General features: G+C 47.7%; 15 protein-coding genes, 1 pseudogene and 1 riboswitch. Of the genes and pseudogenes, 6 read left to right on the forward strand and 10 right to left on the reverse strand.

Annotated features, from left to right (window positions below):
- Positions 1 to 314, forward strand: a pseudogene (locus G493_RS31305) (ISKra4-like element ISDau4 family transposase); the annotation flags it as partial.
- Between the two features lie 992 nt (positions 315 to 1,306).
- On the opposite strand, the gene tgt reads toward G493_RS31305, so the two are convergent.
- On the reverse strand, positions 1,307 to 3,307 hold the full coding sequence (gene tgt / locus G493_RS0125310) for a tRNA guanosine(34) transglycosylase Tgt (RefSeq protein WP_028582589.1): 2,001 nt from the start codon (positions 3,305 to 3,307) through the stop codon (positions 1,307 to 1,309).
- Positions 3,308 to 3,730: 423 nt separating this feature from the next.
- Here tgt and G493_RS0125315 point away from each other — a divergent pair, with 423 nt between their 5' ends.
- Complete coding sequence (locus tag G493_RS0125315) at positions 3,731 to 3,943, forward strand: hypothetical protein (protein WP_028582590.1); 213 nt, start codon at positions 3,731 to 3,733, stop codon at positions 3,941 to 3,943.
- 44 nt (positions 3,944 to 3,987) lie between these two features.
- Here G493_RS0125315 and G493_RS31310 read toward each other — a convergent pair whose 3' ends face one another.
- The 4 genes from G493_RS31310 to G493_RS31320 are packed head-to-tail and all read right to left on the reverse strand — an operon-like array spanning position 3,988 to position 9,948.
- Complete coding sequence (locus tag G493_RS31310) at positions 3,988 to 5,472, reverse strand: B12-binding domain-containing radical SAM protein (protein WP_051309942.1); 1,485 nt, start codon at positions 5,470 to 5,472, stop codon at positions 3,988 to 3,990.
- Positions 5,469 to 6,812 (reverse strand): B12-binding domain-containing radical SAM protein, encoded by a 1,344-nt coding sequence (locus G493_RS31315; protein WP_051309945.1) that lies wholly within the window; start codon positions 6,810 to 6,812, stop codon positions 5,469 to 5,471. The genes G493_RS31310 and G493_RS31315 overlap by 4 nt, the downstream gene beginning before the upstream one ends.
- A gap of 3 nt (positions 6,813 to 6,815) precedes the next feature.
- Positions 6,816 to 8,342 carry a DUF2284 domain-containing protein gene (locus G493_RS0125330; RefSeq protein WP_028582591.1) on the reverse strand — a complete coding sequence of 509 codons (1,527 nt, stop codon included), beginning with the start codon at positions 8,340 to 8,342 and terminating at the stop codon, positions 6,816 to 6,818.
- A 37-nt stretch (positions 8,343 to 8,379) separates the two neighbouring features.
- Positions 8,380 to 9,948, reverse strand: coding sequence for a sodium:solute symporter family protein (locus tag G493_RS31320; protein WP_051309946.1), 1,569 nt, complete (start codon positions 9,946 to 9,948; stop codon positions 8,380 to 8,382).
- Positions 9,949 to 10,027: 79 nt separating this feature from the next.
- Positions 10,028 to 10,232, reverse strand: a riboswitch (cobalamin riboswitch).
- A 229-nt stretch (positions 10,233 to 10,461) separates the two neighbouring features.
- On the opposite strand from G493_RS31320, the gene lipB reads away from it, so the two are divergent.
- The 4 genes from lipB to G493_RS0125355 all read left to right on the forward strand — a co-directional run bounded on the left by lipB (position 10,462) and on the right by G493_RS0125355 (position 13,661).
- Positions 10,462 to 11,175, forward strand: a complete 714-nt coding sequence (lipB, locus tag G493_RS0125340) for a lipoyl(octanoyl) transferase LipB (protein ID WP_051309947.1) — start codon at positions 10,462 to 10,464, stop codon at positions 11,173 to 11,175.
- Positions 11,162 to 12,022, forward strand: a complete 861-nt coding sequence (gene lipA, locus G493_RS0125345; RefSeq protein ID WP_028582593.1) for a lipoyl synthase — start codon at positions 11,162 to 11,164, stop codon at positions 12,020 to 12,022. The genes lipB and lipA overlap by 14 nt, the downstream gene beginning before the upstream one ends.
- Before the next feature lie 102 nt (positions 12,023 to 12,124).
- Positions 12,125 to 12,904: an MBL fold metallo-hydrolase gene (locus G493_RS0125350; protein WP_028582594.1), complete on the forward strand. Its 780-nt coding sequence runs from the start codon at positions 12,125 to 12,127 to the stop codon at positions 12,902 to 12,904.
- Between the two features lie 430 nt (positions 12,905 to 13,334).
- Positions 13,335 to 13,661: a carboxymuconolactone decarboxylase family protein gene (locus G493_RS0125355; protein WP_028582595.1), complete on the forward strand. Its 327-nt coding sequence runs from the start codon at positions 13,335 to 13,337 to the stop codon at positions 13,659 to 13,661.
- A 581-nt stretch (positions 13,662 to 14,242) separates the two neighbouring features.
- On the opposite strand, the gene G493_RS0125365 is transcribed toward G493_RS0125355, so the two are convergent.
- The 5 genes from G493_RS0125365 to G493_RS0125390 all read right to left on the reverse strand — a co-directional run bounded on the left by G493_RS0125365 (position 14,243) and on the right by G493_RS0125390 (position 19,157).
- Positions 14,243 to 15,301 carry a 2,3-butanediol dehydrogenase gene (locus G493_RS0125365; RefSeq protein ID WP_028582597.1) on the reverse strand — a complete coding sequence of 353 codons (1,059 nt, stop codon included), beginning with the start codon at positions 15,299 to 15,301 and terminating at the stop codon, positions 14,243 to 14,245.
- Positions 15,302 to 15,322: 21 nt separating this feature from the next.
- On the reverse strand, positions 15,323 to 15,637 hold the full coding sequence (locus tag G493_RS0125370; protein WP_028582598.1) for a DUF6506 family protein: 315 nt from the start codon (positions 15,635 to 15,637) through the stop codon (positions 15,323 to 15,325).
- Positions 15,638 to 15,840: 203 nt separating this feature from the next.
- Positions 15,841 to 16,824: an ATP-NAD kinase family protein gene (locus G493_RS0125375; RefSeq protein WP_028582599.1), complete on the reverse strand. Its 984-nt coding sequence runs from the start codon at positions 16,822 to 16,824 to the stop codon at positions 15,841 to 15,843.
- 346 nt (positions 16,825 to 17,170) lie between these two features.
- Complete coding sequence (locus tag G493_RS0125385; protein ID WP_028582600.1) at positions 17,171 to 18,145, reverse strand: alpha-ketoacid dehydrogenase subunit beta; 975 nt, start codon at positions 18,143 to 18,145, stop codon at positions 17,171 to 17,173.
- Positions 18,146 to 18,197: 52 nt separating this feature from the next.
- Complete coding sequence (locus G493_RS0125390) at positions 18,198 to 19,157, reverse strand: thiamine pyrophosphate-dependent dehydrogenase E1 component subunit alpha (protein ID WP_028582601.1); 960 nt, start codon at positions 19,155 to 19,157, stop codon at positions 18,198 to 18,200.
- Positions 19,158 to 19,197 lie beyond the last annotated feature (40 nt).

A 19,197-nucleotide genomic window follows, 5' to 3' on the forward strand; every position in this document is an offset into this window, starting at 1 on the left:
CAGATGAAGCCAAAACAGAGAGAGCTAACCTGGTCAATTACCTAAAGAAAAATAAAGATAGAATTGAATATGGCCGGTTGCGGCGAGGAGGCTATCCTCTTGGTAGCGGGGCAATTGAAAGTGCCAATAAGTTCATCAGCAATATTCGACTTAAAAGATCCGGTGCCTGGTGGAAGGTGGACTACGCCAATAATATTTTGAAACTGCGCTGCGCCAAATACAATTCTAAATTTGACTCATTTTTTGATGGATATGAGGAAAAAACCAAAGGTAAAAGAGTCACCAGAGAAAAGAGACTCCGCGTCGTCAAATGATGCCATAGTCATCGGATGCTCCCGTGGAAAAGTGTTTCACAAAAAGAGAGCTTGCTTGTTTCTTCATCTGTAATCTTTTTTAAATCCGAGTTATCAGGGGTGACGAAGAAAACTATGTAACCTGTTAAGACGATAAAAGAAAGTAGACTATTTGCTTGAGTATAGGTTATTACCCATGCGATTGCCCTGCCTGAGCAACCTATTTTCTATCCTGTCCTCAATGAAGCTTATGCTAGTGAAATAGCAAGCAAGTGGAATACCAAAGATAGTTTTAGTGACAATGTAGGCTATGTTACAAAGTTCAGAGCTAAAAAGAACTTCTTGAGTAAATACAAAATTGAAGTTGTAGGCGACAAGCAACATGAAGAAATATGGGTTCCTTCGGAAAAACTTGAAGATTTAAATAGCAATATTGTTGGCAAAATAGAAATAATAAATAAATTTAGTTGACAAGATAATTAATACGGACCGTAAAATATATCGGTTTTGAAAGTTATGGGTAGCGCATAAAGTTCATAAGTATTTTTACTATAACAATTCGCATTTTACGGAAGATTATCACAATGTTAAAGAAGTATAAAAAATGATTACTAAATTTTGTGTTAATAATAAAACTGTAACTGTTGTTTTCACTTGGTATGGTTTAGAAAAAATATATGTAGATAAAAAACTTATCCACAAAACTGGAGTTTTTCATTACGAGGCAGCAGGACTTTTAAGGTAGGTGAAGATGAAATTGAAATTAAAATATCAGTCACGCCGAAAGAGTATTATTGTAAAGCTTATAAAAACAATTTCATTCTTATAGAAGAACTCTTCCCTGAATTAAAAGAGAAATTTGATAAAAACAAACAAAAAGGCTTCAATTGGAAAGCCTTTTTCAAGGCATTATCTATTTGGTTTGTAATTGGTGTGGTGATGATATTCGCTTTTAATTATATGAAATAAAATATAACAAGCACATTATACCTTCCGGTATGCCGTTTTCCATATTATTCTTCAAACTGAGGATGAGAGAGGACCTTGTCCTCAATAGTTGATTTGTCTTCTTCTGTAGTGTTGGGACCGACAGGAGCACTACTTATTGTAAATTTTTTTAGCCATCTTCTGTCAAGCAGTTCAACACTCTCGTTTGTTTTAATGCCAATATACGCCTTGGTGGTATCTGGTTTCGGACCAGAACAGGGGCCGAGGGCCACATAAAATCCTGCGGCCAGAAGGGCTGCTCGTATTGCAGTAGAGTTGGAATAAGTAAAAAGCGCGGTGTGGTCTTTACCTGCACTGTTGCATTTGTCAGCGATTTCCCTGAATGCGTGATAGGTCCATAGGTGGGAATCACTTTTTTGAGAAAACATGTCATACCAGATGATATCAGGAGCCTGTGCATTCTCTTTTGTCTTCTGAAAATCGCCTGGTACAAGATGCCAGCTGAACTTTTCATCCTTGCTGGTCCACTCTCCTCTGGCGAGAATGCTAGCCACTGCCTGGTGGCGTACGTGGGTAAAGAGGGCATAGTTCCGCTTGGCAAGCTTAAGCGAGTCAAGGTCCTTTTCAAAACTTAAAAGCTGAATTTCCGGCAGCGTTGATCCCGCATTTTTCATCTCTTCGTAGGCCAGAATAAAGCGCATCGCGTTAAATCCAGCACCGAGTCCTACGTCCCAAATTGTTGTACGATCCTTTTCCAGACGAGCGAGAGTTGGTGAGACGTATAGTGTGTCAGCTTCACTGTAGGGATCGTTAATCGAATGAAATTTTTCACCCGTCTGTTCATCAAGAATTGTATGCCATCCGTTTGAAGATGTGACGACCCTGAACTTTCCCAGTTTTGAGTGGTCTTTTCTCTTTTTTTTCTTTGGTGCAGTTACCGGGTTATCCCGGTCCTGGATGGTTAGCGTCTCTTTTGTTCTGCGGTAATACTCATAAAATGTCCCGTTCAGTATTTCCTGACGCATCTGATCCATGAGCCTTTTGTAAAAGGTCAGGTTATGGAGGCCCACAAGCTGTGAGGCCAGATATTCGTCACATTTAACCAGATGGTGCAGATAGGCTCGGGAGTATTTTCTACATGTTTCGCATTCACACTCATTATCCAGGGGCCGCTCAGAGAACTTGTGAACACTCCGCCGCAGGTCAATCCTGCCGTGGGATGTCCAGGCAACACCCTGTCTACCCATGGCTGTCGGCAGAATGCAATCAAACATATCAACTCCCCGGTGAACTGCTTCCAGTAGGTCGATGGGGGTCCCCACACCCATGAGATAGCGTGGCCGGTCAGAGGGTAGGAGGGATGCGGTTAATTCGGTCAAATCTTTCCGCTCATGGTCTTCTTCGCCGACTGCAAGGCCGCCGATTGCAAAGCCGTCAAAGGGAAGGGATGTGATCTGCCCAGCGCTCATTTTACGCAACTTTTCATATCTACCGCCCTGTACGATGCCGAAGAGGAACTGCGGCGATTCCTGCCGTGCGGCAAGTGAGCGCTCTGCCCAGCGGGAGGTGAGCTCTGTTGCGGCAAGGGTCTCTTCGTATGAAGAGGTGGCGTTGACACACTGATCGAGAACCATCATGATATCCGAGCCGATCGCCTTCTGCACTTCTATGCTTTTTTCAGGGGTAAGGTGTATGAAATTGTTATCAAGATAGCTTTTGAATGTTGCCCCTTCGTCCCGTATGGTAACATCCCGGCTAAGCGAAAAGACCTGAAAGCCACCTGAGTCTGTGAGCACTGATCCCGGCCACTGCATGAAGTTGTGTATGCCCTTAAAATGGTTAAACACCTCTATTCCCGGACGGATGAGAAGGTGATATGTATTAGCAAGGAGCACAGGAAAACCTAAGGCTTCGGCGTCTTCAGTCCTCTGAGCGCGCAGAGCTGCACGTGTTGCAACAGGCATGAAAACCGGAGTTTTGACTGTGTTGTGGAGGGTTTCATAGGTACAGGCCCTGGCTGCACTGTCTTTGCACGTCCCGTCTATTTTAAAATGTAATCGCCCCATCTGTGTATTATTTGCGCCTCAAGTTTAGAAATATATTTATCAAGTAAAGTAAACAATGTCATAGCGTCGTTTTCATAAGGAGAAGATTATATTAAGAATGGCACATAGACGACATGATATTTCAGATAAACTGTGGAAATAATTATCACCACATTGACCAGGCAGTATTCAGCTAAAGCCATCTCGCCAACAAAAGAAACGGTAGCAGTGTTAGAGGCTTGGTTGTAATACAGGTTAGCTGCAAAACAATTCAGTATCCATTGTCACTTAATGTGAGGCCGGTACTATTTGCCAGTCCCGTATCACTTAATGGGGTCCCTGTGTCGGTTATTGCGGGCCGCTACAGTTACCTGGCATCTTGCAAACTCATACATGACGTCTTATTGTCTCAAAACATATAGGACTTACATTGAGGCACTTTATATGAATATTTCCGCCAGCAGCACATTACATCAACTCAGTAATCTTTCCATCCTGCGATCTGCCAACAAGCAACCTGAACTTGCCTTAGACCTCATCATGAAGACCATTGATGGACTCCAACCTGGTGGAACGATGCAAAGCGTATCTGAGACAGTTTCACCATCTGCCACTGCACCCACTGCAACCGGACAGTTCATAGACATCAAGGTGTGACGCCTATAATCTACAGGCAGAATATTTTCCGCGCCCCTCAATGATCATGTGCCTTTCAGCAGGCTGTTTATTTCATTGCTTATCTTTTTACATCTTTCTTTAGGTGTTTCTTCACAAGAATTATTCTTGTGTTCAGCCTCCTCAATCAATGAACAGCCCAATTTTACCAGATAATCGTTGATTGCTGTACTCACTGCAGAGTCTTTCTTTTGCCAGTGGATAGGCGAGTCTGGCTTTCCCATGGAACGCAGTACCTGGTGACAGGCGTAGGTTAACAGGATGGCGACCCATTCAACTGCGGGATCTGAAAAATCAACTTTCGCTTCAAAGCCAAAGAGCCCCTGCTTGTGTAACATGTGTTTTTCGGCAAATCGGGTGTAGCCGGAGGTTCCGGCTAAAACGATCTGTGAATGGCTCAAAAGGTTGGCGGTTCTATCCAGCCGATTGAGCAGATGGTTGGCTTGCAGGAAATTGATGTTTTCTTTCAGTGAGTTAAGGTCTGCATCGGGGACGAACATCAAAAAACCTACTTCAGGGTCAATACCGTGGGATCTGCAGAGTTGTATGGCTTCTGCGGCCTTATCAGGGCCGGATCCCTTATCCATGCCCTTCAGGATATTTTTGGAACCGCTTTCAATGCCCATGAGCAGGCTGTTAAAACCCGCTTCCACCATATGGGTGAGCAATTCATCATCAAGGTCTTGTGGCCTGGTTTCCATGCCAAAGGTTATCTGGAGTGGTTTGAGCCGCTCCATGAGATCCAGTATCCTTTTCTTGCCATTTTTGCCTGGGCCGATGAAGTTTGGGTCGCAGAAGTAAAAGGAGGTAATTCCGTGGTCGATGAGTTCCTGCATTTCGGCGACGATGTTTTCAGGCGATCGGCCACGCCAGAGTGCGCCTTTGTTGTAGAATGATGGGACAGGGCAGAAACTGCAGTGATTATAGCAACCCCGGCTGGCAAGAATGCTGGCGGTACCGGTAAGTTCGCTCCGTTTGGGAAAGGGGAAAATGTCGGGATTCTTTTCTGGTTTGCGCCTGATATGATGGTTGAGGTTGGAACGCAGTACAAGGCCTTCAATGGCATCAAGGGCCAGGTTGTTGCAAAGAGACGTGGCCAGTTCAGGCAGGGTGAGCTCAAATTCTCCCACAGCAATGGAATCAATGGATGGTGTTTGTTCCAGAATCTCCCTGTATATAAGAGTTGGAAAAAAACCAAAAAGGGTGAGATGACCGCAAAAACCACTTTGTTTCAGATCTGTGAAAAAATCAAACAGTGCATAACTCTGTTCCCAGAAATAAACAGCATTGACGCATAATACATCTGGATGCAGGTCGAGGATGTTTTCTTTTGTGGATGAAAATGTGGCCCCAGGTATTGCTTTGTCAAGAAAAGTTGTAGCAAAGCCGGCATGTTCCAGTGCAGCAGAAGCATAGCCACCCATGAGGCAGGACCAGAGAGGGGTGTTGGCGATATCGTTGAACCTCTCTTTTGAGGGGAGACGAGGGTGTTCAAGTACGACAACTTTCATTGTTGCGGCTCCTTATTGTTCTTGTCCTGCAGGAGCCTGGAAAACACTCCGGCGCTATGGCATCTGGCTTCGAAGTTGTGCAGTACATGGTTGTATTTCTGCGGATTATAGTACACAGGATAGAGCAGGTCCGTATCGGCAGACAGTTCGCCGTTACGTATAAGCCTGTTGGTTAACGGTGCATCGGGGTAGAGCCGGATAGTGTTGAAAATGACAGCTCCAAGATTGCCTGACGGATCGTGAATATCAAGAAGCCTATCAAGTACCGTACTGGCTCGGGCAATGGTTTTGTCTGTTTCATCGGGCAGATTGACGAGAAAGTGGCACATGGTGAGAATACCTTCGTCTGTTGTTAGCCTGGCAGCACGGAGAATGTCTTCTTCTGTCATTCGTTTGTTCAACAGATTGAGTCCGTAATCTGTCAGCGCATCGGCTGAAAAATAGATAGCAATCAATCCTGCCCTTCTTGCCAGGGTAAGGTTTTCCGCAGTAAAATCGTTTTCACGAAAGAAGCCGGTCCAGCCGACGTTCAACTTACGATTGATGAGCTCTTTGCAGAGTTCCTCAAAATGGTCTCGTGGGCGGTTGACCACGGAATCCGTGAAGTGAAAAAGCTCAATGCCGAAGCGGGTTTTAAGCATTTCCATTTCATCTACGATGTTTTTCACCGGGCGAAGTCTCATGCAGGCTCCGCCCAGCTTAGGATAGAGACAGTACCCGCACCAGAGATCGCAGCCTCTTTTCCCTTCAATGCCGATGGCGGCAACGTAGGAGTTATTGCCGGTATAGGCATCAGGTGGAAAGGCTTCTACATCCATTTCCGGAATGAGATCCAATGTAATCTTTGGACCGGGCGGATTTTGTCTCACACATTTTCCATCACGCCACAGCAATGATGGAATGTTTGCAGGGCCTATGGAATGTTTCAAGAGTTCGGGGAAGACAAGTTCACCCTCGCCAACCAGGCCAAAATCAAGTTCGGGAACCTCTTCCATGAGCCTTTTGGCAAGAAGAGAAAAGGCAGGTCCACCAACAAGCAACCGTGCTTCGGGTACAAGCTGTTTGCAGAGCAGAGCGGCTGTTTTCAGGCTGGAAAGATAGGATGCATGATGCCCTGCGAGCGGGTCCAGGTTTCTGAAGGAGAGAAAGATGATATCTGCACCATGTTTTCTGATGGTGGTGTTCAGCGCATCCCATGGGTCATCGCAGAGGTTCATGTCGAGTACCTGTTTATCGACATCCGCCGGAACAAGCGATGAGAGTCGGGAAAGACCAAGGGGATAGACTCTTTCTTTTGCGCCAAGCTGTGAAGTGGGCAATTGGATCATAAGCAGTTTCATATCCTACTCCATGAGAATGAGGCCGATGTATGTGACGTATTGTCCCTTTTTCTGCACCGGCTGAAGTGTAATGCCTGCGTTTTCCGCAGTTGCATAGACATCGATGCCCGAGCCCTCCATGGATGGTCGTGCAAGATGGGGGAGGCGGCACTGGTTGTCTTCGGGGCAGGAGGGGCAGAGATTGCAGGGGCCTGCACTGAATGAAAAGGCCTTGTGGTATCCCTGTAGAAAGGCATGCTTTTCCAGGGAAAGCAGAGTGTTATGGAAGCTCTTGCCGGGAGGAGTGCCACGAACGAGATATGCCCGTGAGTAGCTGTCCAGCAATTCACGGGTCTTGTCATGTTCCATTCCATAAGGCGGACATTGCAGGCCTTTGTTAAATTCCTCGCAGCCGAATCTGCATTTTTGGCGTGGCCATGGGGCGGTAACGACCTCCGCGGGTGATATTGGCACAACGGAGAGAAGGTCCAGTTGAAGAGCGGCGGCTATCAGCGGATCCTGCTGCATATTTAGACTGCCTGCCCGTTTTGCCATTATGATGCCGGTATCGGTCTGCAGGTCTTTCACTCCAACGTTGTCCAGTCCCTCTTCCTGAAGCCAGTGAAGGAGTGTTTCAGTATCATGACAGGTACCGTTAAAGGTGTTGAGCATCATGTTCACATCATAGAGTGCGCCTTTATGTGGAACTGAACCGGGGCGATCGGGAAAATAGTCATGGATAAGGAGCAGGCCTTCAGGCTGGAGAAGAGAAACTGCTTTGGCAAAAAGTGGTCTGGCATCTTCGGCAGAATAGGCATGCAGAAAATTGCTCATGCACACAAGATTGAATTGTCTGTCAAAGTCGTGTGATCTGAAGTCTCCGCTGATGGTTTCTATGTTTTCCCAACTGCAATCCTGGGGAAAAATCCTGTGCGCCGCCTCGATCACCTCGGGCAGATCACAGAGATATGCCCGCTCTATTGAGGTTGTAGCCAGAATTGCCCGGCAGATGGTGCCGCTTCCTCCACCTATATCAAGCATCGATCCGGTGATTTTTTCATTGTCAATCAGCCTGGCAATCTGAGGGGCTTTCTGTCGAATAAGGGTGTCCATCGCTGCAACATACCGGAAGTTGCGCTCTTCATACGTCAACTCTTCTTCAACCTTCTTTGGCTGACTACTGATGGTTTCTCTTAAGTTCTGCCAGTTGGCCGCCATATACTGGCGATAAAGGAAAAAATCTCCCATGTAATCGGTTTTACCGGGAATGAGAAATTTTGAGGTTGCCTGAGAGGTATAAAGACACCCCTCATATGAACCAATAATATGTAGAGAAATCAAAACACGGAGCATGCGGGACAGCATTTCCGGCTCAGATGAAGTGGCCTGGGCCAGCTTCTCGACGGTATCAGATCCATTTTCAATATGTTCAAATATTTTGAGCTCAAGAGCCGTAAAGAAAATCTGAGAATACCAGTAGGCAGTGGACAGATCTTCGAAAAATTGAAAATCAATTTGTGCCGGGTCCGCAGGGTGAAGCAACTGTGTCATACAAGATACCTTGGCAGCATGGAATTTGGCTTTAGTGCTAATTCTGGGTGGTACTGGCTACCTGTGGCAGGTCGTCAGCAATATTGCACGTGGTTGCTGTACTCTTCTCCTTTGCGAAAAATGGTGTAAGTTTCTTCTCATCGCAGGGCTTGTCGGCAAGCGAAACAACGATAAAAACTGTCCCGGAAATAAGCATGCTGACAATTACTCCATGACTCATCAAAAGGGGATGAATGTTTTCGAGATATGGCGGTGCCATGGGCGCAGTTTTAGAAAGATCAAAGAGAATGAGGCCTGTCTGGACAATGAAACCTGTCCACAACGAGGCAACGGCTCCCCTGCCTGTTGCTCGCTTCCAGTACAGGCCACCCATCAGGGCGAAAAAGTATGAAGCCGAGGCGATAAAGGTGGCTATGTGGATGGCATCGATGATGGAATGGATGAAAAACGAACCGGCAGTGGCGCAAATGACGATCAGCAAAACGCTGATTCTGTTTATTGTTCGCATCTGTTGCATAGTTGCGTCCTTATGCAAGTAACGCTGATATATGTCTCTGGCCAGGCAGGAGGCGCCGGATGCGGCGAAGGTATCGGCACAGGACATTGCTGCCGCAGCGAGTGCTATGGCGCATAGGGCAAGAGTAAGCGGAGGGAGATGGCTGTCCATGATAAAGGTGAGCAGGGCAGGTTCTGCCTGGGCCATCCCCATGGGGAATCCAGTCTGGGCTATGTCAGGATATATGACGTTAAGCGCCACAGCAATGATGGCACAGCAGGCAAACACGATGCTAATCAGAAGTGAACCAAGTAACATGCCGTTTCGTGCGGATTTCTCATTTTTTGCAGCCCAGACGCGTTGCCACGGGTCCTGCTCTGTAATCCAGCCTGGAACAATGGCCAACGTAAAAATGATGACCATGGGTAGACCGACGGAAAGTGGATTCCACCAGTCATTGCTGGTGTTGCTCAGCAGCTGTCCCACTGAAAAATCAGTAGCCTGCGAAGCACCGGTAAGAGTCGAGATTGCCATAATCAGAGTAAAAACGAAAAGGCAGAGAAACTGTACGGTATCGGTGGCTATTACGGCAGAGAGTCCTCCAAGGGTAACATAGACGGCAACGGCTCCACCCACTATCAGGGCTGAGTATACCGGATCAAGGCCATAGAAGATTTCGAGTACAAAGGAGAGTCCCTTGATATCGGCAACGGCAAACAGAATCATAACAACCGTAATAATAATGGCAACGGGCAGACGCAGATGGTTCCCGTATCGCATTTCCAGCAACTCAGGCTGGGTTATGGATGGCAGCGATTTAATTTTCTTGACAAAAAAGGCAATGACAAGAAGGGCAATGATATTGGGTGCCACAAAACTCCAGATAGAGCCCAGACCCAGTAACATATAGAGACCGATGACCGCCAGCATGCCGCCTGCGGTGAGCCATGAAGCCGCAGCCGAAAATCCTATGGAAAGTGTACCTGCCGATTTTCCAGCTAGCCAGAACTGGCTTGGAGAGTGGTCTTTTTTGTTGAAATGAATGCCAACAGCTACCAGAAAAATGAGGTAGATACCGAGGATAACGAGAAAAAGGTGAAAACCGTTCATATGTAACCTCCCGTTGGGCCGGCACCGCTTCACGAGCCGACATTGCATCAGCCCGGGATTTACCGTCTCTCCGAGAAGTTGTATTCGCACTTTTCCGTAAGATATTCTGGCTCGTGGATCATACTACTCACCGCACCTTCCCGCATTGAATCGTTTTGTTTTCAGCGCAGTGGCTTCTTGCGGCTTTCGTCCCCACATACAGCGGCGGGTCCGCCCCGGAGTCTAACCGGGTTCCCTTACAGGAAAGAAAAATCTGATATTTCTACAGGTTGTTGTATTTGTGCCTGAACCTGTCATTCCGTAGGTAGAGTATATACCACAACAGATAAACCTTTTCAATATCAGCCAATACAATCGATATGCACACGCCTTGGGACGCAAAAAGCATCCGTTATATGAAATTGAAAATCAAGGCGTTATGTCCACCCGTTTCTGCAGCTGGACCTGTTTTGTTTGGTATGTATGTTGCAAGTTTAAGTAACAAATCAAATTAACCAAATGAATAAGAAGACAATGAGTATTGAAGCTACAAAATCCTTAAAAACAGGCGTGTGGCTGGATCTTGCCACAAGCGACTACGCAGAGATGGCTCGTGTGCAGAACATTCTGCGCCAAAAAAGGCAGCAGGAGGTGATTCCTGATGTGGTGATTTTGCTTGAACATTCGCCCTGTATCACCATTGGTAGCAGTGGAGGGTATCAGAATTTGCTGGCAGATACCGATGTGTTGGATGCATATGGCATAACGGTACACGATACGTCCAGAGGCGGGAATATTACATATCACGGTCCTGGGCAGCTTGTCTGTTATCCCATTGTATCATTGGAAGGGGAAAGGGATCTTCACGCCTACGCGAGAAAAATGGAAGAAGTGATGATTCGCACTCTCAGTTCATTTGGCATTGTGGCTGAACGAAAGCCAGAGTTTCCAGGCGTGTGGGTGCAAAATGCAAAAATCGGCGCCATGGGAATAGCCGTTCGCAAATGGGTCACCATGCATGGTATCGCCTTGAATGTATGCCCAGACCTTACACATTTTTCACTTATTGTCCCTTGTGGTATCGCTTCCAACGGTGTCACCTCCATGGAAGAGGTACTGGGGCATTCTGTTGATCCCAATATGGTACGGATCGAAATGCGCAAACACTTTTCCAGAATTTTTCAGATGTCTTTTCGTTCCGGTAAACTTGAGCAGTTTATTGAGGAGGATTCCATTGAAACGACCTAGCTGGCTGGTAATCCCGGCCCCAACAGAAAACGATTTGGATCGCATACAGTCTTTACTGGACAAGGGCCGCCTGCATTCAGTGTGTGAAAGCGCCCATTGCCCGAATATTGGTGAGTGTTTTGCTAATAAGACATGCACTTTTATGATATTGGGTGATGTATGTACCCGGAATTGTGCGTTTTGCGCTGTGGCCCATGGTCACCCTGCTAAGGTCGATCCTGAGGAACCTGGCATGGTGGGGCAGACAGCCAGGCAATTGGGTCTCAAGCATGTGGTTGTGACTTCCGTAACCCGTGATGACCTTTCCGATGGAGGAGCAGGGCAGTTTGCAGCAACAATACAGGCTATCAGAAAACAGAATCCACAAGCCACTGTAGAAGTGCTTGTGCCTGATTTTGGGGGGAAAGAGAGTTCCTTGCAACAGGTTATTGATGCTGCACCGGATGTTCTTAACCATAACATTGAAACTGTACCCCGTATCTACTCAACGGTGCGGCCCGGTGCGGTGTTTGAGAGATCATTACACCTGTTGAAAACCGTGGCCCTGGCAGATGCCGGTCAATCCATTGCAACCAAATCCGGCCTGATGCTTGGTCTCGGAGAAAGTTTGGATGAAGTGGTTGAAGTCATGCGAGGCCTGCTAGAGGTTGGATGCCGTATCCTGACGCTGGGACAGTATTTGCGTCCCTCCCCCCAGCACCACCCCGTAGTTGAGTATGTCCATCCGGATGTCTTCGAGCTTCTGGCTGAAAGAGGCAGGGAACTGGGATTCAGGGAAGTTGTTGCCGGTCCTCTCGTCCGTAGCTCCTATCATGCAGCAGAGAGTTATGCAAACTTGCAAACCTGATACAGCATTATAACTGCAAACGGCTACCATCACTTTCTATGTGTATCAATTGGCGGTCGAGTTATAGCCTGATTTTCTGGAGATACCGCTCATGGGGAAAGTATGGGTGATGAGATAAAAATAACATTGATAGCCAACGCCGGTGTACTCGTTGAACATAAGGGGGTTGGTCTCCTGGTTGACGGGATTCATCATGAAGAAGGACACCTGTTCAGCAAGGTAACAAGGGATGACCTGCAACATATGCAGCAGGGCACAGGGGTTTTTACCCACCTCGACTACCTCCTGTTTACCCATGAACATCCAGACCATTTCACCCCCGGGCATGTGTTGCAGCACATTCGTTCCAGGGCAGTCAAAGGCATCATATTGCCCGGAGAAAGCCAGGGGTCTGCCGAACTCCGCAAGCTGTATTCCCAGGCCCGTAAACGCTATATTCCAGTATGGTCATTTGATGTAAAACCGGGCAGTACCAAACAGGTTCATCTGGCAGATGGCTTACACGTGACAGGTATTGGTGCCCGGCATATGGGGCCACAATATGCATCTGTTCAGAATAGCTGTTTTTTATTGACATGGGCTGGAAGGAACCTGTTGTTTACAGGTGATGCCGACCATGTAACGGAGTATTTTCAGGATGCATTGGATGAGGTGTCTCTGGATGCTGTTTTTGTAAATCCACTTTTTTATCATAACCCAATAGGGCAGGAAATAATTCAGGACATTTTCTGCCCAAAGGCAGTTGTTATCTATCATATGCCCTTTGAGCAGGACGATACCTTGCCTTTTTCCTATATGGTTGAAAGCGACATGAAGCGGTATGCGCACCATAGCCGGAGTACACATGTTTTTCGTGAAAAAAAACAAATTTTCATACTATGAGTATGCTGTCGAATCATTTTGTGCGTCTGTTCCATAATTGAACAAATGAGAAATACTGCGTGTTCGCTATTCGAGCATATTTTTTAGATTTTCTTCCATGGATGGACAGGCAACGGTACATCCATCCGCTTCGTATAAATACTATCATTTCATGAATGAAAAAAGAGATCCGTATATAACAGGCTGCAATAATTTCTTTTTGCGATTTACAAGATGGTATGGAAAAAAAGATGCAGTTCCTTTGGAAAATTCATGTTGTATACCAATTATCTGATAGCTTGCTAAAAGAGTAATTTTTTTACTCAGTGATCACCTCCTCCGGTATATAAATTGCTTTGTATACGTTCATAGAAGATCATGAAAAAGCCGTAAACAACTAGTGTACGGCAAAATAACCGAGCAAGAGAGAACTATTCCAAGAGGAGAATCTATGAACTCGTCAGAGAAAGCAGGCCAGGCCCTTTCATTTTTACAGAAACACTCGCCTAAAGAATATGGGAAATACCTTGAGTTCACCAAGCAGCTTGCGTCCATTGATGCATTGTCACACAAGCAACTTGAATTAATTATGGTTGCCTGTGCCGTTATGTCACAGTGCGAGATGTGCGTTGCCCTGCATGTGGAGGCTGCTGCATCCATGGGTGCCAGCCAGGAAGAGATCATTCAGGCTGCTTTCATGGCAGTGGCAATGGGGGGATCGCCCAAACTGATGTACATGTCGTATGTGTATGATGCTCTGGAGGACCTGTTTGCTTGAAATACTGATTCAGCGCGTCTGAGATAATCAGAAAAACACAAAAAAGACAACGGCCATATCCTGATATAAAATACGTGACCAGGGCAGGGGCGCTCCCAATAATAATGGGAGCGCCCCTTTTTGTTTTCAGCATGCTGCAGACACAAAAGAAGGGTTGCCACTGTCGTGGCAACCCTTTTGGTACCTGGCTTGGTGATACTTTTCAGCATCGACCTTTGCAGGCTATAGAGAGAGATGGTTTATATGAAAGTCTCTGGCAGAGAGCAGAAGGCACCATGCCGGAGTGATAAACTTTCACGGTTCGTTGTGGCTGGCTAACTTGATCCAGCCATGCTGGTTAGCTCGAATTTCTCACGAGTATATTTTGCAGTAGATGCGAGCCACCGGACATGCAGCCGTAGTGAACTACTGCAAATGTTCGGTAACAAAGCAGGTACTGTAAAATCTGCTCGACCCATGGGGGGACTTTTTTGAATTTCCCTGAAAAATAATCTGTTTTTTAGGGATGTTTAGCAAGCATACTCATTTCAGGTAGTTAAACATTTATTCAAAGAAGTCATGAGAAATGCGGGTGAAGGAAATCAGTTAGGGCTGACAATAATTTTGATATTGGTGGCTTTGTTGTTCACAAGTTCTTCAAATCCTTTCTCAACGATATCGTCCAATTTGATTTTTCCGGTGATCAATGGGCTGGCCTGTAACTGGCCGCTTGCCAGAAGATTGGCCACGCCCTGAAAGTCATCAATTGTGTAGGCCAGGGTGCCGATAACTATCTTGTCAGTACCGCTCAGACTGAAAAAGTTAAAAGAGCTTGGTTCTTCAAAGATACCGACAACGACAGCTTTGCCGTGATTACGAATAACATCTACAGCCAGGGGAGCGGTGTCTTTGTGGCCGACACATTCAAACGAAACGTCAGCGCCAGAACCATTGGTCAGTTTTTTTACTTCTGCAACAATATCGCATTCCTTGGGATCAAGGATGATATCTGCACCGCACTCTTTGGCAAGTTCCTTACGTGCCGCAGCTGTCTCAACACTTATTACCGTGGATGCTCCGGCAGCCTTGGCACACATGATGGTTCCCAGGCCAATGGTGCCTGCTCCCAATACTACCACAGTCTGGCCCAGTAATGAGTCTGCGAGCCGGACTGCTTTGAAACCTGTGGCAAGAGGTTCGATGAGTGAAGCTGCTTCCAGGTCAAACCCTTTGGGCAGCACATAGCAGAGCTCTGCCGGTACATTTACATATTCTGCAAAAGCTCCGTCTGCCATCAGGCCTGTGAAGGCCAGCTTTTCACATACATTGTAGCGGCCTTCGCGACAGGTGACGCAGACACCACAATGCTGACAGGCATCGGGTGCCACATAATCGCCTACCTTGACGGTTTGTACGCCATCTCCAACAGCAACCACTTCTCCTGAAAATTCATGGCCAAGAACAAGAGGTGCTTTCGCTCCGGTAAGCGGATGCGGTTCCGTTGGAATGAAGATCGGGCCTGCCAGGTATTCATGCAAATCCGAACCGCAGATTCCGCACCAGGCGACTTTTATCTGCACTTCGCCAGGTCGTGGAGCTGGCGGAGTAGCTATTTCTTCAATGCGAATATCTTTTTTTCCGTACCACTTTGCAGCTTTCATTGTTAACCCCTCCAAAAATATTTAAGCAAATATTGTGTCCCCACTGACGTTGCCCAATCCGGGGTGTACGTCAAAGCGTACTGCTCCCACTGCTACCCCATTGCCAACCGCCTCAGCGATGAGAGCTGTACCGCGATTGCCAAAACCGCCGCACAGTTCAATCGCCTTTATTCCTTCTTTTTCGACCAGCTCTTTGCATGTGACAACGGCCTGGGCATAGTCCTTGACTCCCACGGTCAGCAAATGCACCATAGGGGTTTCTATCCATTGTCTATGTTTGGCAGGATCTGCCTCAGGCGCAACAAAGACAAAGGCAGCTTTTAATATATCATCCATTGGTTCTCCTCCTTCCTGGTTGGTATCAACCCATACAATGTTTTTTCTCGTTTGTTGTACTATCTGTCTTGAATAACAATTTTTTTACTTGATTGGGGCGTAAATCCGTACACGCGAACGGCAACGGTTTCCAGTCCGTATTTCTCATGAGCAAATTTTGCTACGTCTGGCAGGGTGAGTTTTTTAGGACGTGGAAAGCCTGGCTAGTGCATAAACAATTTGTCCTGCTGGGCTGTTGCCATAACCTGTGAAACATCCACCACCAGGGGGCCCTGGGCAGAGAGGCGAACGGAAACATGCTCCCCACGTCTGACCTCGACTTCCCGTTCGCCATCCAGTGCAATTACACAGGGGGATTCTTTGATGAAAATGGTATCACCCACCTTCATCCGAGCTTCTTCCGTGACGGTTGCAGGCTCTATCAGGCCTGGTGCTATGGGGGCAGTGAACGTCGTGCCGACTGTACCCAAAGTGAGGTGCAGGCCCTGTAACTCACGCGGGCTGATGGTATGAAGCTGGCCACCTATTGCTGAGAGCCCGATGGTGTCAGGGCGGCAACGTGTAAGGAATATCTGAGAAACCTGGTCCAGGCTCCAGATAGCTTTAGAGCCTATATAGGTGTCCGTATGGACTGCAGCATCAACCAGTGCTATGTCTCGTACCGAGCCATCCTCGTTGAGAATCTCGAGGCAGGTTGGGCGAAAACAGCCCTGCTCCGGGCTGACCTGGCCGGAAGCTATGAGACCACCGGCAAGACCGGCTATGGTAGCCTCAATCATGAAAGGAAAGACATTGTTGGTGCCTGTGGAAATAGGCAAGATCGGTATGGTCGCATTTCCTTTGGTTACAGCTCTGCTGGTGCCGTCTCCCCCTAATACAAAGATGCAGCCAACCCCGGCTTCAGCCATGAGCCGGGCTGCTTTGGTAGAGTCGTCCTGGGAATTATCCGCACACATCGGGGCGGAGATAAGCTCGATGTTTGAGTGGATGCCCTTTTGAGCACGCGGGACAATGGCGTAGTAATCGGGCATGAACATAACCCGTTGCACGCCGAGGGAGGAAAGTCCCATCATAATGCGTCGTACAATGCGCACCTTTTCCTGATTGTCAAAAACACTGCCGTGGGCTACAAGGCGGCGAATGTCTTTACCTGAAATCGGGTTTGCGATAATACCGACTGTTGTCATAAGAATGCTTAGTATGTTGTGTTTAAGTGAAAACCGGCTGCCGGCAGGGAGTAACATACCAGCAGCCCTGGCTTTCACTGATCAATGAAGGTCGCTACTCAGCGTTGGCCTTCAACGGAGCCCATGCAGGCTCTGTTTTCCCGAGGAGAACGTGTACCGCAACCTGGGGAGGTCCGGTCATGGAAGGTGTGATTTTGTTCCCATGGCCCGGCATGTGGTTGGCTGGTACACAGTTCTCCGGCCCGCAGACAGATCGCTGAGAATATATGCACAGCGCGAATATTGGGGGTAGCACATATATTCTTCAGGTCATGTCTCTACATTACGGGCTTTTCGGGTCGTCACATCAGGAACGTATCTGTTCCACCGCTGCAACGATATCCTCAGCACCAGGGATGAAAGCTTCTTCCAGTGGTGGTGAGAAAGGTACCGGGGTAAAAGGTGCTCCCACGCGCATGATAGGGGTGTCCAGGTAGTCAATAATCTCTTCGGCAACCTGGGCCGCAATCTCTGCACCTGCCCCGCCTGTCTTTACAGCCTCGTGTGCAACAACCAGGCTATGTGTTTTTTTAACGGATTCGATGATGGTGTCCATATCCAGGGGGCTTACAGTACGGGGGTCGATAACCTCGGCATTGATTCCCTTAGCTGCGAGGGTCTCTGCAGCTTCCAGGGCGCTGTAGACCATTTTGGAAAGCGCCACGATGGTGACGTCGGTTCCTTCCCTGCATATTTTTGCCTGACCAAAAGGAATGGCACCCGCGTTATCTGGTACTTCACCTTCTACACCGTAGAGTACCTTGTGCTCCAGGAAGACAACAGGGTTGTCATCACGAATAGCTGTAAGCAGCAGGCCGTATGCATCCTCAGGAGTGGCAGGCATTGCCACCTTCAGGCCGGGAATGTGCATGAACCAGGACTCAAGGGACTGGGAATGTTGTGCGGCTGCGCCGATTCCAGCACCCTGTGGAGCTCTGAGGACCATAGGGATGGTGGTTTTGCCGCCAAACATGTAGCGCATCTTTGCTGCCTGGTTGAACAACTGATCCATGCTGACACCGATAAAATCCACGAACATCAGTTCGCATACCGGCCGTAATCCGGCAGCAGCAGCGCCCGTGGCCGCACCGACTATTGCGCTCTCAGTAATGGGTGTGTCGCGTACCCGTTTTTCGCCGAACTGGTCGAACAATCCTTTGGTTACGCCGAAACATCCGCCAAACTGCCCGACGTCTTCACCAATGATCAGTACATTGGGGTCGCGTTCCATTTCTTCGCGTAAGGCGTCGTTAAGCGCCTGCATATATGTTTTTTGTGCCATGTATTCCTCCAGAAAAATAAGTATCGCGTATAGTCAGGTTGGTGTATGTCAATCAGGCATAAACATCTTCAAATAAGTCTGCAGGCTCCGGCAATGGGCTTTCTTCTGCAAATGTTATGGCTTCTTGGAGTTCGGTATCTATTTTGGCGTGCAGCGCATCAAGCTCTTTCTCGGTGAGTATTCCCTCATCCAGCATTTTTTGTGCACAACGGGGAATAGGATCTTTTTTGATCCATTCATCGACTTCGTCCTTTTCTCGGTAGGTGCAGGCATCCCCCTCGAAATGGCCACGCCAGCGATAGGTTTTGCATTCAACCAGGGAAGGGCCTTCGCCTTTACGTGCCCGGGCAACGGCAGCTGTAATTGCCTCGTACACTGCGGTGACGTCATTACCGTCTACGATAACGCCAGGCATATCATAACCAGCGGCACGATCGGCGATATCTGTGATGGCCATTGATTTGCTGATAGGACATGAAATGCCGTATCCATTGTTTTCGTTAACAAATACAACAGGGAGTTCCCACGCACTTGCCAGGTTTAGTGCCTCCTGGGTTGTGCCTTGATTGGAAGCGCCATCACCGAAGAAGCATACTGCAACGCGATCTTCACCTCGGTATTGGATGGCCATTCCGGCACCGGTAGCAATAGGACCACCGCCACCAACAATACCGTTAGCACCCAGAATTCCCAGGTCAACATCAGCTATATGCATGGAGCCGCCCTTGCCTTTGCAGTAGCCGGTGCTCTTGCCGAAAATTTCAGCCATCATAAGCTTGAGATCGCCACCTTTGGCAATCAGGTGTCCATGTCCACGATGGGTACTGGTGATATAATCTTCTTTGTTCAGAGCAGCGCAAGCCCCTGCGGCAACAGCTTCTTCACCAAGGTAAAGGTGTACAAAACCAGGAATCTTACTGGCTGCGAAAAACTCCTGCAGTTTGCTTTCAAACTGACGAATCCGGTACATGGTCGTGTACATCTCGATCATTTTTTTCTTACTGATAGTCATCACTTCCTCCTTAATTGCTCATGACATTGTATAGCGGTCA

The sequence above is a fragment of the Desulfogranum japonicum DSM 18378 genome (assembly GCF_000429945.1).
In the GTDB taxonomy this organism is placed as follows: Bacteria; Desulfobacterota; Desulfobulbia; order Desulfobulbales; family Desulfobulbaceae; genus Desulfogranum; species Desulfogranum japonicum.

Bases quoted from the DNA above. Each gene is read 5' to 3' on its own strand.
- G493_RS0125350 (WP_028582594.1), top strand. From the start codon at position 12,125: ATGGGTGATGAGATAAAAATAACATTGATAGCCAACGCCGGTGTACTC.
- G493_RS31320 (WP_051309946.1), bottom strand. From the start codon at position 9,948: ATGAACGGTTTTCACCTTTTTCTCGTTATCCTCGGTATCTACCTCATT.
- G493_RS0125330 (WP_028582591.1), bottom strand. From the start codon at position 8,342: ATGACACAGTTGCTTCACCCTGCGGACCCGGCACAAATTGATTTTCAA.
- G493_RS0125390 (WP_028582601.1), bottom strand. From the start codon at position 19,157: ATGACTATCAGTAAGAAAAAAATGATCGAGATGTACACGACCATGTAC.
- G493_RS0125315 (WP_028582590.1), top strand. From the start codon at position 3,731: ATGAATATTTCCGCCAGCAGCACATTACATCAACTCAGTAATCTTTCC.
- G493_RS31315 (WP_051309945.1), bottom strand. From the start codon at position 6,812: ATGAAACTGCTTATGATCCAATTGCCCACTTCACAGCTTGGCGCAAAA.
- G493_RS0125385 (WP_028582600.1), bottom strand. From the start codon at position 18,145: ATGGCACAAAAAACATATATGCAGGCGCTTAACGACGCCTTACGCGAA.
- lipB (WP_051309947.1), top strand. From the start codon at position 10,462: ATGAGTATTGAAGCTACAAAATCCTTAAAAACAGGCGTGTGGCTGGAT.
- tgt (WP_028582589.1), bottom strand. From the start codon at position 3,307: ATGGGGCGATTACATTTTAAAATAGACGGGACGTGCAAAGACAGTGCA.
- G493_RS0125365 (WP_028582597.1), bottom strand. From the start codon at position 15,301: ATGAAAGCTGCAAAGTGGTACGGAAAAAAAGATATTCGCATTGAAGAA.
- G493_RS0125375 (WP_028582599.1), bottom strand. From the start codon at position 16,824: ATGACAACAGTCGGTATTATCGCAAACCCGATTTCAGGTAAAGACATT.
- G493_RS0125355 (WP_028582595.1), top strand. From the start codon at position 13,335: ATGAACTCGTCAGAGAAAGCAGGCCAGGCCCTTTCATTTTTACAGAAA.
- G493_RS0125370 (WP_028582598.1), bottom strand. From the start codon at position 15,637: ATGGATGATATATTAAAAGCTGCCTTTGTCTTTGTTGCGCCTGAGGCA.
- G493_RS31310 (WP_051309942.1), bottom strand. From the start codon at position 5,472: ATGAAAGTTGTCGTACTTGAACACCCTCGTCTCCCCTCAAAAGAGAGG.